The organism is Actinotalea sp. JY-7885 (assembly GCF_014525465.1).
In the GTDB taxonomy this organism is placed as follows: domain Bacteria; phylum Actinomycetota; class Actinomycetes; order Actinomycetales; family Cellulomonadaceae; genus Actinotalea.
This window is the reverse complement of sequence record NZ_JACEXH010000012.1, coordinates 1-13,427: the sequence shown is the minus strand read 5'-3', so window position 1 is coordinate 13,427 and position 13,427 is coordinate 1. Positions and strand designations below refer to the sequence as shown.

10 protein-coding genes, 1 tRNA gene and 1 pseudogene are annotated in these 13,427 nt (G+C 70.8%); 3 read left to right on the top strand and 9 right to left on the bottom strand.

What is annotated here, in order from left to right; all coding sequences use genetic code 11:
• Positions 1–33 precede the first annotated feature (33 nt).
• Complete coding sequence (locus IDM29_RS02510) at positions 34–246, top strand: helix-turn-helix domain-containing protein (protein ID WP_188037164.1); 213 nt, start codon at positions 34–36, stop codon at positions 244–246.
• Positions 246–1,379, top strand: a complete 1,134-nt coding sequence (locus IDM29_RS02505) for a site-specific integrase (RefSeq protein WP_188037163.1) — start codon at positions 246–248, stop codon at positions 1,377–1,379. Before IDM29_RS02510 ends, IDM29_RS02505 begins: the two co-directional genes overlap by 1 nt.
• 47 nt (positions 1,380–1,426) lie before the next feature.
• Here the strand turns inward: IDM29_RS02505 and IDM29_RS02500 are convergent, their stop codons facing one another.
• The gene (locus tag IDM29_RS02500) at positions 1,427–2,770 is read right to left on the bottom strand and encodes an AAA family ATPase (RefSeq protein ID WP_188037162.1); all 1,344 of its coding nucleotides are present in this window, start codon (positions 2,768–2,770) and stop codon (positions 1,427–1,429) included.
• A 325-nt stretch (positions 2,771–3,095) separates the two neighbouring features.
• On the opposite strand from IDM29_RS02500, the gene IDM29_RS02495 reads away from it, so the two are divergent.
• Entirely contained in the window at positions 3,096–4,211 is a 1,116-nt protein-coding gene (locus tag IDM29_RS02495) for a hypothetical protein (RefSeq protein WP_188037161.1), read from the top strand.
• A gap of 212 nt (positions 4,212–4,423) precedes the next feature.
• Here the strand turns inward: IDM29_RS02495 and IDM29_RS02490 are convergent.
• The 8 genes and pseudogenes from IDM29_RS02490 to IDM29_RS02455 all read right to left on the bottom strand — a co-directional run bounded on the left by IDM29_RS02490 (position 4,424) and on the right by IDM29_RS02455 (position 13,252).
• Positions 4,424–4,496, bottom strand: a tRNA-Arg gene (locus IDM29_RS02490).
• 717 nt (positions 4,497–5,213) lie between these two features.
• Positions 5,214–6,044: pseudogene (locus tag IDM29_RS02485) on the bottom strand (alpha/beta hydrolase); the annotation flags it as partial.
• Positions 6,045–6,062: 18 nt separating this feature from the next.
• The gene (locus IDM29_RS02480; protein WP_188037159.1) at positions 6,063–6,605 is read right to left on the bottom strand and encodes a hypothetical protein; all 543 of its coding nucleotides are present in this window, start codon (positions 6,603–6,605) and stop codon (positions 6,063–6,065) included.
• A gap of 354 nt (positions 6,606–6,959) precedes the next feature.
• The gene (locus IDM29_RS02475; RefSeq protein ID WP_188037158.1) at positions 6,960–9,245 is read right to left on the bottom strand and encodes a glycoside hydrolase family 3 C-terminal domain-containing protein; all 2,286 of its coding nucleotides are present in this window, start codon (positions 9,243–9,245) and stop codon (positions 6,960–6,962) included.
• Between the two features lie 24 nt (positions 9,246–9,269).
• Positions 9,270–10,250 (bottom strand): sugar-binding transcriptional regulator, encoded by a 981-nt coding sequence (locus tag IDM29_RS02470; RefSeq protein WP_223147879.1) that lies wholly within the window; start codon positions 10,248–10,250, stop codon positions 9,270–9,272.
• A gap of 103 nt (positions 10,251–10,353) precedes the next feature.
• A complete protein-coding gene (locus IDM29_RS02465; RefSeq protein WP_188037157.1) occupies positions 10,354–11,301 on the bottom strand; it encodes a transketolase family protein in 948 nt (315 codons plus the stop codon).
• On the bottom strand, positions 11,298–12,263 hold the full coding sequence (locus IDM29_RS02460) for a transketolase (protein WP_188037156.1): 966 nt from the start codon (positions 12,261–12,263) through the stop codon (positions 11,298–11,300). The genes IDM29_RS02465 and IDM29_RS02460 overlap by 4 nt, the downstream gene beginning before the upstream one ends.
• Positions 12,260–13,252: a TIM barrel protein gene (locus IDM29_RS02455; RefSeq protein ID WP_182113123.1), complete on the bottom strand. Its 993-nt coding sequence runs from the start codon at positions 13,250–13,252 to the stop codon at positions 12,260–12,262. The genes IDM29_RS02460 and IDM29_RS02455 overlap by 4 nt, the downstream gene beginning before the upstream one ends.
• Positions 13,253–13,427 lie beyond the last annotated feature (175 nt).

The following is a 13,427-nucleotide window of genomic DNA, read 5'->3' as shown; positions in this document are numbered from 1 at the left end:
CCGCCACACCCAACCCAACAGGAGGAGAAGGTCATGACCACCACCGCACAGCACACCGTCCCCGCCACGCCGGCCCGGCAGTACTACCGCGTGAAGGACGCGGCGCGGGTGCTCGGTGTGCCGCCCCGGACGCTGTACCACCTGGTCGAGCACGAGCAGATCCCGTACCGACGCCTCGGCACGGTGATCCTCCTCCCGGCGGCGTGGGTCGAGCGCGAGCCAAAGATCCCGGTGAAGCGGCGCTGATGTCCGTCACCAGGCGGGCGCACTCGACGGGCAACGTGACCTGGCGCGCGAAGGTGTTCTTCGAGGGCCGGGTCATCGCGCAGCGGTCGTTCGGGCGCCGGGTCGACGCCAAGCGCTGGGAGGCCGACCAGCTGGCGAAGCTGGACGTCGGCTCGTGGATCGACCCGGCGCGCGGGCGGATGACGTTCGCGGCGCTGGCCGACGAGTGGCAGGCCTCGCGTGGTCATCTGGCGGTGCGCAGCCAGGAGACCACGCGGTTCCTCCTGGACAAGTACGTGATCCCGGAGCTCGGGGCGTACCCGACCTCCAGGATCTCGGCGGCGGATATCGAGCGGGTGATGTCGGCGCTGACGGCGCGCGGGCTGGCGACGGCGACGCGGCGTCGGGCGCTGTCGATGATGCGGCTGGTGTTCGACTACGCGATCCGCGACCGGCGACTGAGCGTGAACGCGGCGCGGATGGTGGCGCCGTCGCGCGGGGGCACCAAGCGGGAGCCGCACTGGCTGAGGCCTGAGCAGCTAGGCCGGCTGGTCATGGCGGTCCCGCCGCTGTGCCAGCCGGTCGTGCTGTTCCTCGGGACCACGGGGTGCCGGTTCTCGGAGATGGCGGCGCTGAGGGTCGACGACGTCGTGCAGACCCCGCACGGCCTTGGGGTGCGGGTGCACAGGGCGGCGACGCAGTCCAAGCGGACGAGCGGGGCGGTGTTCGGGCCGACCAAGACCCACCAGACCCGGACCGTGCCCGTGCCGGCGGCGCTGGATGAGTACGTGCGGACACGCGTCGCCTTCACGGCGCCGGGCGAGTACCTGTTCCCGAGCCCGACCGGCGGCGTGTGGACGAACACCAACTTCCGCGCGCGGTCGGGGTGGATGGACGCCACGCGGCGGGCCGGGGTCGAGGGAACGACGATCCACGACCTGCGGCACACCGCGGCGTCGCTGCTCATCGCGGCTGGGGCGGATGTGAAGGCGGTGCAGGTGATCCTGGGGCACTCGACCGCGACCATGACGATGGACCTCTACGGGCACCTGTTCAGCGAGGCGACCTGGCAGGCGATGGAACGGCTGCCGGTGATCCCGCTGATGCAGGCGCCGCGGGCCATCGAGCCCCCAGGCGTCACGCCGAGCCCGTAGCGCTGCCTTTGGGTGGCTCCACTGATACGGGAGCCGGCGCGGCCCCTTCACTTCGCGTGGCGACCCCTGCTTCTCGGTGCGTCAGTATCAAAGCCCTCATAGGACTGTGACACTCGCAAGTCGACATTTGGGTAGATCGAGGGACAGAGGTGAACATACGTGCGGAACATCTCGTCCGTGAACCTCGAGAACGCCCCTTCGCGAACGCTTCGGAGAACGGCCCCATAGCCGGTTTGGTGCAGCTGGTCCAGGTACTGCCTCGCTTCTGCGACCCCGAGATCCTTCGCTCTCTGTTCGATCAGCGGGAGGGGCAAGTCAGACCCGGACGCCTCCGCGGCGACACGCAGAACCAGCTCCCTGTCCTTCGATTCACCGATCGCATGTCGATAGAGCCCCGCATAGTTCTGCGCTAGCCTCGACTGAAGCAGGTGACTGATCGCCTCGGCGACGTCGGACGCGGTCACCTCGCTCTGACCAGCGTCATACGATCGGATGAGCGATGACTGGCCGAGTAGGTGGACGAACCAGGGAAATCCTGCCGCAGCCTTAATGATTCGATCGCGAGACCGCGGCCGAAATTGGATCTTAACGCCGCCGCCCGCCAGAGTCATTTCCGCACGAGCGATGATCGTGTCCAGCTCGGCCACGCTCATCGGCGGTACGTGGACGGGAAGAAGGCTTCGCACGACGGATTCATGGTCCGCTAGCAGTTCCGAGTGGCTGTCGGCAATCCCGACAAGCATGAACTTCAACCAGTCTGAGGAGTGCGCCTTGAGGAAGGATGCTAGCCCCGCACTGTCCGTCAACAGATCGACCTCATCGACAACGATGAGGACTCGCTGGCCAATGCACGTTGCGACGACTTCACACGTCGAGATCAGCCGCTCCTCGAGCGTGGGGGCTGCGCTTGATGGGCGACGGGCCTCGTGAGAGGTCTTGCCCCACTCCCGCTTCACAAAGGTCGCTGAGAGTTCGGTGCGCGATGTTCGCTCAGTGACCTCTTGGGATCTCGCTTCTAGACACTCACGTGCGTCCGGATGTGCCTCCACCGCGTTGATGATCAACTGGAGGAGCCCCGCGAGGTTCCCAGTCGTGCGTGTGCAACTGACCCAAGCAACCAGGAACGTCTCCTCGGGCGCGAGCATCAACTCCGAGAAGCCAAGGTGGTCGAGCAGGGCCGAGTCGCCCATCGCGATTCGTCGCATCTGGCGCGCCAGACTGGACTTCCCGAGACCACGGTGACCGTAGATCAGTGGAACGGAGCCCTCTGTACGGAGCGCGTCCGCGACCTCGCGCACTTCCGCGGCGCGCCCCGCGAACCGAGCTGGGTCGTCGATCTCCTGGGACGGGAGAAAGGCGTTGAGCACCACCGATCGCTGCGCGTCCGCCACGACGCCAGGTTAGCCGCCACCGGGATGCATCAGGGGCGCTGGGACGACTTGCTCTATCCGACCGCCTACCGGTCTCCCGCCGCCCACGCCACCGCGGCAGACGCGGTTGGAGGCCTGCAAGCCGCCCGCGTCTTGACTCGGCGGAGCGGAGCACGGACGACCCCTGCGACGCTTGAGGAGCGGCAAGCTGTCGTCGCGCATCTCAGCTCGTCGCTCCGGGTCCGACGCATGGCCCCCTCCATGTCACCGGAGTACGTCATGATCGCCGCATCGCCGCAGGCACCCGCATTGCGGCCGACACCCCTCTGAGTGGAGTCGATGGCAGATGATCGATCCCGTTGAGTCGCCCGAATTCTCGGGACCGGCACCGAGCGGCATCGTGCTGGGAGGCGCGACTGAGGCACGCAACCGGGTGACGTCTGTGGTCGAAGAGACCGTGCGCAACCTCCTTCGCGAGGCCGGGTACCGGGTTCCCAAACAGAAGATGGCGGTCTGGTGCCACCACCCGGAGAAGTCGCAGCGGCTCCTGCCTCTCACGCCCGACATCGTTCTGATCGGGAAGCGGCTGGCAATTGAAGTGGACCCCTGCGGGCGCCTCGCGAGCCACCGGGGCGCCAGCCACCGCGGCAAGGAAGCTGAGGACCTTCGGCGCAACCAGCTCCTGCAAGCCGTGGGCTGGACAGTGCTCCGCCTGCGGCTAGGCGCTGAGAAGGGAATGCACATCGGCGCACGTGACGTCGTCTGCGAGTCCTCCTCGCTCACTGCGGATGCCGCCCAAGCCCTACTTGCGGCGGTCGACGACGCGGTCGAGCAGCGCGAACCGCTCGTTCGCTTCGTACCGAAGAAGTCCACCGCCTCACCGAGGAAGGCGCCTGTGCGCCGCTCCAGCGTCGTCAGACTCGCCGAGTACAGGTACGGAGACCAGGCGCACATCTTCTCTTGGCTTCCCGACCTTGAGAGCAGCAACCGAGTGCACCTCCGACTCGCCTTCGACGGGCGCTTCCTCTACACCCACGACCAGCCGCCGCGCTTCATCGGCGCCGTCGATCTGAACGAGCTTCCGCACTCCGACTGGAAGACCCGGTTGCAGGAAGTGCTGCCAACACTCGCCCGTCTGCCGCTTGCAGGCACCGGGAAGTACCCGTGGGGCGAGGAATTGTTGATTACGGAGTCCTTGGACCAGGATGCCGTCGCCATCGTGAACGCCTGCGAATGGAAGTGCGACATTGACCGAGCGGACTACTCCTTCACGATCAACTGCGAGCGTCTGGCGAGCGTCACCGACACCTCGCTCCTCGACGAAGCCGGCCACGTGATCGTGAGCCTCCACCCAAGTGCTGCCGATCTCGGCTACCGATTCGTGGGGGTGGAACGCCTCAACGGCTACCGCGGATCGTACGAGCGGATCACTCTCACGCGCCGACTGACCGCGGAGCCCTAGTGCGCGGGGGCCGCCTGCGGCGAACACGCGGGGAGGCCGAGCCTCGGCGTGTCCTCCCAGGCGTCCGCCGCCGTCCGTCCAGGTCCTTGACAGTCCGTCCACCTCCTGAGACAAGTCACTGACCACACGCTGACCGATGGTCGGCAAAACGGACATCGACCCTACCGTGGCCCGGGCGCCTATCTAGCCCTTGACCTGCGACAACACCTCTGTGCGCCTGGGCAGATTCGAACTGCCGACACCCGCTTTAGGAGAGCGGTGCTCTATCCCCTGAGCTACAGGCGCGAGGGACCTCGTCAAAAAATCCGGCGCCCAAGGCAACCGGGCGGTGAGAGTGGGTCCAGAGGGCCCCGGCGACACGCCGACGAACAGCTCCGAGCCACCGTCGACCCTGGGAAGCCTACCGGCCGCCGGTCCGGGGATGCACCAGTGGCCCCGTTGCGGGGCTACTGCGTGGTGATGTTGAGTTCAGGTGCCTCGCGCGGCCCTGGCTGAAGCTCTTGGTCTTCCGCAGGCGCACCTCGACGTCGTGGTGCAGGTGGATTTCCTCGGGCTACCGGGCCGCGGAGAGCATGTTCCGGGGCGTACGGTCCCCCTCGCCCACGACGACGAGGCCCGACTCGCGCTCATCGAACGACGAGCGGCAGACCTTGAGCCTGGGGCACGGGAGCTGATCGCTGAACTGCGGGCAATGCTGAACCCCGAGCACCATGACCGCTCGAACGTGGACCCCGTCGTGGCTGACGGGTCGCACCTGGTGCTCCGTGCGGTCGGGCGCGGGCGCGCCCTTGGGTTCGGGGTGGCATCTGAGCACACGCCTTCGCGCCCGATGACCAAACTGCGACGCGCCTCGCGGTCCGTCGGATATCGCAAGTCGGGACCGGCAGATGCAGCCCGATCATCGCGGTCAAAGTGCTCGGCGCCCCGAGACTAAGGTCGCCGTTGACGCCTCGTCGGCAAGCGCATCGAGGGCGCCGCACCCACGGCCGAGGCAGAAACTTCCTAGTCCTCGGGGCCGCCGTCAGTCAGGGAGCAGAACGTCTCTCCACCCAGGGCCGTGCCCTGAGGGTTGACGTACAGCGCAATCCGTCCGCCGTCGGGTGGGTGCCCGGACAGCACGGTCGTCTCGCCGATCTGCCGTTCACTGACCCCGTACCCCATGCCCTCCCAGAAGCGGCGGGCCTCGGTCAGGCCCGTGGTCAGGTCCGGCAGGGCGACGTCCTCGATCGTGTGCGCCATGTAGGAGAACCCTTGGACACCGTCCGGGCGGATGCACGCGAGGCTCCCGTTCGCCTCAGGGTGCCCTTCGGCGGTCAGGCCCACCAGCGCCGCGGTCTCAGCGCCCACCCGGTTCAGCTCTTGTTGCGCTTCATACGCGGACGGCTCAGTGGCCGCGAGTTGCTCCAGGCGGCGCTGCTCACGGTCGGACAGCACGTTGCCGACCACGACCCCGCCGACGACGAGCACACCGAGCGCAGACCACAGCGCCACCCCGCGTCGCGCGAGCGCCGGGCGGCTCTCGGGGGCTGCGGGTGCGGTGATCACGACTTCAGCGTCCCATGCGGTGTGGGACGACGGTGATGTCTCCGGGTCGGCCGGCGACGATCGAGGCGACGTTGAGGAGCGATTCAGTGCCCGGGTGGTAGCACTGCGAGTGCCCGTCAACGGCGGGGACCGACTGGCCTTGCGGCTCGGCGATAACGGCGGCGCCGAGAGCTGAACACGTTCCGCATTCGCGGTGATCAGGGGCAGGTAGTTCGTCACCGCCGAGGAGAACCCCGGCACCAGAACGGCGACATGGTCGGCGGTGTCCACGTCGCCGACGGCGATCGCTGCTCTCCCGCTAGCTTCCTAGTCCTCGGGGCCGCCGTCGGTCAGGGAGCAGAACGTCTGCCCTTTGAGGGCTGTGCCCTGGGCGTTGGCAAACACCTGGATGCTCCCGCCGTCGGGTGGGTGCCCGGACAGCACTGTCGTCTCGCCGATCTGCCGTTCGCTGACTGCGTAGCCCATGCCCTCCCAGAAGTGGCGGGCCTCGGTCAGGCCCGTGGTCAGGTCCGGCAGGGCGACGTCTTCGATCGTGTGCGCCAGGTACGAGAACCCCTGGACACCGTCCGGGCGGATGCACGCGAGGCTGCCGTTGATCCTGGGTATGCCCTCCGCGGTCAGGCCCAGCAAGGCCGCAGTCTCAGCGACTACCTGGTTGAGCTCTCCTTGCGCCTCGTACGCCGACGGCTCGGTGGCCGCGAGCTGATCGAGGCGGCGCTGCTCACGGTCGGACAACACGTTGCCGACCACGACCCCGCCGACGACGAGCACACCGAGCGCAGACCACAGCGCCACCCAGCGTCGCGCGAGCGCCGGGCGGCTCTCGGCGGGCGGGGGTGCGGTGATCACGCCTTCAGCCTCACATGCCGTCTGAGACAACGGGAGTCTCCGGGTCGACCGGCAACGATCGAGGCGATATTGAGGAGAGACTCAATCTCGGCGGAGTAGTACTGCGAGTGCCCGTCGCAGGGAGGGTCGGCTCGTCGGCGAGCGGGGGCGGCCGTCGGTCTGGAACCGGGTGGCGCCGAAGCCCTCCGTATGGGCTGGGTGAGAAGTACCCGTGGAACGCGATGACGTCCTCATCGGCTGCCCCGACGAACGTGTTCTCGCTCGTGCGTCCCATGCGGGCGCGAGGGACCTGACGGAATCCCGGCCAAGAGCCCGGCGCGCGAGGCGGGCGGCGCCCAGACCCTGCCCGACCCCTTACCCCTGCGCCTCCGCCACCGCCTCCTCGAGCCACTCCTCCGTGATCGGCGACCCGGGGAAGCGCACCAGGCGCCGCATCGGGATGGCCCGCATCATCTGGCCGGTCTCCCCCTCGAGCAGGATGAGGTCCCCGAGCGCGGTGCCCGGCGCGAGCTCGCGCAGGCGCGGGCCCAGCGTGGGGTGCGCGAGCCACCGCTCGGCGCTTGCGTCCGGGTCCACGGGCAGCGTCACCGGCTCGCCGGCGAGCGCGACGGCGCCGCGCAGGCGCACGTCGCGCGAGGACGCGCCGACCAGCACGGTGAAGGTGCCCGGCTCGACGACCCACCGGCCCAGCGCCGGGTGCCAGCAGGCGAACGCCCGCGCGTCGAGCTCGACCTCCACGCGCGTCGAGGCTCCCGGCTCCAGCGCCACCTTGGTGAAGCCCTTGAGCTCCTGCTCGGGCCGGAACACGGTGGCCTCGTCGTCGGACACGTAAACCTGCGCCACCTCCTTGCCCGCCCGCGCGCCCGTGTTCGTCACGGTGAAGGAGGCGCGCACCCGCGGCTGCACACCGTCGTCGAGCACCTCGATGGCGAGATCGGCGTACTCGAAGCTCGTGTAGGACAGCCCGTGCCCGAAGGGGTAGGCGACCTGGAGCGCGTGCGCGTCGTACCACCGGTAGCCGATGAGCAGCCGCTCGCCGTAGTGGACCACGCCCGCGTCGCCCGGGAAGTTGCCCAGCGCGGGGTTGTCGGCCAGCCGTACCGGCATCGTCTCGGCGAGCTTGCCCGAGGGGTTGACCGCGCCGGTCAGCACGTCCGCGACGGCGCCGCCGCCGGCCTGGCCCAGCAGCCACGTCTCGAGCAGCGCGTCGGCGTGGTGCTGCCACGGCGCGACCTCGACGACGGAGCCGTTGGTGAGCACGACGACGACGCGCTCCACCGCCCCCGCCACGGCCTCGAGCACGGCGACCTGCTGCGGGGGCAGGTGCATGTGCTCGCGGTCGTAGCCCTCGGACTCGTAGGAGTCCGGCAGGCCGAGGAACAGCAGGGCCACGTCGGCGCCGCGGACGGCCTGCACGGCCTCGTCGCGCAGCCGCGCCGCCTCCTGCTCCGGGGTGTCGTCGGTGAGGGTGAACCCGGGTGCGAAGCGCACCTCGCGGCCGGCGAGCTGCTCGCGCAGCGCGCCGAGCGCGTCGTCCAGGCGCGTCGTGGTGACCTGCGAGCTGCCGCCGCCGCCGAAGCGCGGCGTGCGCGCGAACTCCCCGACCACCGCGACCGGGCCGCCGGTGGGCGCGAGCGGCAGCACGGCGTCGTCGTTGCGCAGCAGCACGACGCAGTCCGCCGCGGCCTCGCGGGCGAGCGCGTGGTGCGCCGCCTCGTCGTAGTCGGGCCCCGGCTCCGGGCGCGAGCGCGCGACCAGCTCGAGCACCCGCCGCGCGGAGCGGTCGACGTCGGCCTCCGTGAGGGTGCCGGCGGCCAGGGCGCGGTGCACCGCCGCGGCGCCCACGCCCCCCGACGACGGCATCTCCAGGTCGAGCCCGGCGGCCAGCGCCGCGTCGCGGTCGTAGACGGCGCCCCAGTCGGAGACGACGAGCCCGTCGTAGCCCCACTCCTCGCGCAGCACCCGCGTCAGCAGCCACGGGTCCTGCGAGGCGAACACGCCGTTGACCCGGTTGTAGGCGCACATCACGGTCCACGGCCGGGCGCGCGTGACGACCGCCTCGAACGCGGGCAGGTAGATCTCGCGCAGGGTGCGCTCGTCGATGTCGACCGAGACGGACATCCGGTCCGTCTCCTGATTGTTGGCCGCGAAGTGCTTGACGGACGTGCCGACGCCCGCGCCCTGGACGCCGTCGACCATCGCCACGGCGAGCTCGCCGGCCAGATACGGGTCCTCGGAGAAGTACTCGAAGTTGCGTCCGCACAGGGGCGAGCGCTTCATGTTGACCCCGGGGCCGAGCACGACCTGCACGCCCTGCGCGCGCGCCTCCTCGCCGAGGGCCCGGCCGAGGCGGCGCAGCAGGTCCACGTCCCACGACGACGCGGTCGCCGCCGCGGTGGGGAACGCGACCGCGGGCGTCGCGGCCATCGCGCCGAGGTGGTCACCGCCCACGGGCTGGGCCCGCACGCCGTGCGGCCCGTCGGAGAGCCACGCCGCCGGGACCCCGAGCCGCTCCACCGGGGTGGTGCGCCAGAAGTCCGAGCCGTCGAGCAGCGCGACCTTCTCCTCCAGGGTCAGCGCGGCCAGCACGGCCGGAACGTCGAGCCGGCTCGCGGCGGGGGTCACGTCGTCGTGGTCCATCAATCCTCTTCGGGTGGTGCAGCCCTACGGGCTGGTGTCGAGCAGGTTCTGAGCGGTCACCGAGTCGGTGACCAGGATGTTCACCCAGCCGCCGAGCAGGGCGCCGCGGATGGCGGCGAGCTTGGCCGCTCCCCCGGCGACACCGATGCGCCGGGGCACGGCGCGCAGCTGGTCCGGGGAGATGCCGATGACGCGCTCGTGGAAGTTGGCGTCCACCACCTCGCCGCGCGCGTCGTAGAAGCGGAAGCACACGTCGCCGACGGCGCCTGCGGCCTCGAGCAGGGCGCGGTCCTCCTCGGGGAACGTGTTGCCGGACTGCTTGGCCAGGTCCGAGGGCTCGATCGCGCCGATGCCCACGAGGGCGACGGTCAGGCGCGACCAGCACTCGACGACGTCGGCCACCGACGCGTCCGCCATGAGGGAGGCCCGCGCCTGGGAGGTTCCCAGCACGCCCGGCGTCTGGAGCATGCGCGGCTCGGCGCCGAGCCGGCTCGCGAACTGGCTGATGAGCCGGGTCGCCTGGAGCTGGACGCGCGGGGCGCCCAGGCCGCCGACGAGCTGCACCACGGTGTCGGCCACCGGGGTGCGGAACGTGTCGAGCGCGTCGGCCACCGCGATGAGCGAGGCGGACCACGAGGAGATGCCCACCGTGTCCCCGCCCAGCAGGGTCGCCGCCAGGTGGTCGGCCGCCGCGGCACCGAGGGCGCGCGTGACGTCCTCCCCCGGGCGCACGTCCACGACGATGCACTGGCGCACGCCGAAGGTCTTCTCGACGCGCTCCTCGAGGTCCGGGTGCACGCCCGCCGGCAGCGAGACCGTGGTGCGCACGATGCCGACCTCGACCGCGCGCTTGAGCAGGCGCGAGACCCGGGGCTGGGAGATGTGCAGGTTCTCGGCGATCTCGAGCTGGCGCATCCCCTGCTCGTGGTACATCCGCGCGACCCGGGTCATCAGGCGCAGCTGGTCCTCGGAGTGCCGGAGCATCACGGCGAAGTCGTCGTTCATGCTCACGGCGGACTCCCACGGACCTGGTCGGATCGGGCGGTTCTGTACCCTACGTGGCACCCGGGGTGCGCCCTGCGGCGCCGCCCCGGGTGTCACCCGGTCGCTACACCAGCAGGCTCCGAGCCGTCTCGGCGATGCCCGCGGGGCTGGCGCCCACGTGGTCGAGCAGCCACTCGGCCGAGCCGGTCGGGGCGAAGTCCTCCCGGAACCCGATGCGGCGCACGGGGCACGGGTGGCGACTGGTCACCGTCTCGGCGACGGCGCCGCCCAAGCCGCTGACGAACGCCTCCTCGACGGTGACGATGCCGGCGGTCTCGCGCGCGGCGGCGACGACCGCCTCCTCGTCGAGCGGGGAGACCGTCGTCATCGCGAGCACGCGCGCCGCGACGCCCTCGGCCGCGAGCAGGTCCGCCGCGTCCAGCGCACGGGTCACGGTCGTGCCCGTCGCGATGAGGGTCACGTCGTCGCCCTCGCGCAGCGTGTACGCCCGGCCGGGGACGAACTCGTAGTCGGCCGGGTAGACGTCCGGCACGCCCATCCGGGACACGCGGACGTAGACCGGGCCCTCGTGCGCGGCTGCCCAGCGCACGACCTGATCGGTCTCGCGCGGGTCGGCGGGCGCGACGACCACGATGCCGGGCAGGGTGCGCAGCCACGCCAGGTCCTCGATGGAGTGGTGCGTGGGTCCGAGGTCGCCGTACGCCACGCCCGGGGACTGCCCGACGAGCTTGACGTTGTACTGCGAGTAGGCGACGTCGGCCTTGATCTGCTCCATCGCGCGCGCCGTGAGGAAGCACCCGGCGGCCGAGACGAACGGCACGCGGCCGCTGTTGGCCAGGCCCGCCCCCACGCCCACCATGTCCTGCTCGGCGATGCCCACGTTGACCGTGCGCTCGGGGAACTCCTTCTGGAAGCCGCCCAGCTTGGACGAGCCCACGGAGTCGTTGACGACGGCGACCACGCGCTCGTCGGCGCGGGCTACGTCGGCGAGCGTGGCGGCCCACGTGTCCCGGCAGTCATGCAGCGTGCGGGTCTGGGTCTGGGTGGTCATGAACGGTCCTTCCCGATCCCGTCGAGGATCGCGTCGAGCTCGGCCAGCGCCTGGGTGACCTGGTCCGCGCTGGGCACCTTGTGGTGCCAGGCGACCTCGTCGCTCATGAAGCTGATCGGGTGCCCCTTGTCGGTGTGCGCGATGAGGCACGTCGGACGGCCGGACGCCGCCGGCACCTGCGCGAACGCGTCGAGCAGCGCGCCGTGGTCGTGGCCGTCGAGCTCGTGGACCTCCCAGCCGAAGGCGCGCACCTTGTCGGCCAGCGGCTCGAGGCTGTTGGTCTCCGCGACGCGGGCGCCCTGCTGGAGCCGGTTGCGGTCCACCACGGCGACGAGCCGGTCCAGCCCCTGGTGGCCGGCCGTCATCATGGCCTCCCAGTTGGAGCCCTCCTGCAGCTCGCCGTCGCCCAGCACGACGAACGTGCGTCGCCGGGACCCGTCCATGCGCGCGCCGAGCGCCATGCCGACGGCGATCGGCAGCCCGTGGCCGAGCGGCCCGGTGCTGGCCTCCACGGCCCGGATCTTGGTCCGCGCCGGGTGGCCGTTGAGCATCGACTCCGGCTGCAGGAAGGTGCGCAGCGCCTCCGGGTGCAGGAAGCCGCCGATGGCGAGCGTCGTGTACAGCGCGTTCGCCGCGTGGCCCTTGGACAGCACGAAGCGGTCGCGCTCCGGGTCGCCGGCCTCGACCTGCTCGGGCGTCAGATCCATGACGGCGAGGTAGAGCGTCGCCAGGACGTCGGCCACCGAGAACTCGCCGCCGATGTGCCCGGCGCCCGCGGAGCCGATGGTCTGCACCGCGCGGCGGCGCACCTCGGTCGCGGCCCGGTGCAGGTGCGCGACGGTCGCCGCGCGGTCCGCGCCGGCCGGCACCCGGCCGAGCACCTCGATCTCCCGGTCCGGCGCGTCCAGCAGCGTGGTCGGCACGGCGTGCAGCAGGCCCGCGTCGGTCGCCGGCGTGGTCATGCGCCGCTCCTCATGGAGGAGAGCAGCACGTCCTGGACGAGCTTCTGCGCGGCGATCGCGTCCTGGCGCTCCTGCGCCTCGCGCAGCCCGTCGTAGTCGAGCTCGTCCAGCGCGCGGTGGATCGCCTTGAGGAAGCGGATCGACGCGCGGGCGGTCTCGACGCGGTCCTCGCGGAACGGGAACTGGTCGAGCTGCCACACGCCGTCCCAGCCGTTGATCCGCAGCGTGTAGAAGAACTCGAAGACCTCGGTGATGTGCACCGAGCCGACCATCAGGTCGTCGTCCCAGCCGCGCAGGTTGTCGTTGACGTCCATGCCCCACAGCAGCCCGTGGTCGATGAGCAGCTGCGCCGCGTCGGCCGGGGACTCCCCGCCGTACAGCGAGTGGCCGAAGTCGAGCAGCACGCCGATGTTGTCGAGCCCGATCTCCTGGATGCCGAGCACGGAGCGCGCCGCGGAGTCCCAGAGCATCTTCACGCGCGGCTCGCGCGGCTTGTACTCGATGACGAACTTCAGGTCGGGGTGCGCCGAGGCGATCTCCCGCATGCCGTCCTTGGCGAGCTTCCACACGTCGTGGTGGTTGACCTGGAAGGGGTAGTCCCACCCGTCCTGGCCGGGCCAGACCTTGACGTAGCTCGCGCCCAGCTCGCGCACGGCACCGGCGGCCTCGTGCAGCAGGTCGATCGCCTGCGCGCGCACGGCCGGGTCCGGGTTGGTGAACGCACCGCGGCCGAAGCGGCGCAGGTAGATGTCCGGGGTGACGCCGATCGCGGCGAGGCCGGCGTCGGCGAGCGCGTCCTTGACCTCGCTCAGCGTGGCGCCGTGCGAGAACGGGTAGTTGAGGTCCACGACAGACAGGTCGCCGACGGTGCCCGCGATCCGGATCTGCTCCAGCGTGGAGACCGGCTCGGCGTAGCCGTCGGTGGCGTACCGGTCGACGTAGCTCGCGAAGTTCCAGAGCCCGGCACCGAAGCGGGGTGAGGTGGTCATGAGCGGACAGCTCCCATCGTGTTGAGGTCGGTGGTGGTCGTGGGGAGGTCGACGGCCAGGCCGCGGGAGCGGCGGACGGCCGTGCGCCAGGCGGCCCGTCGCCGGGCACGCTCCTCCGGGTCGATCGCGGGCTCGTGGGTGCGGCGCGGCGGCGTCGGCGGCGGCGCGGCGCCCG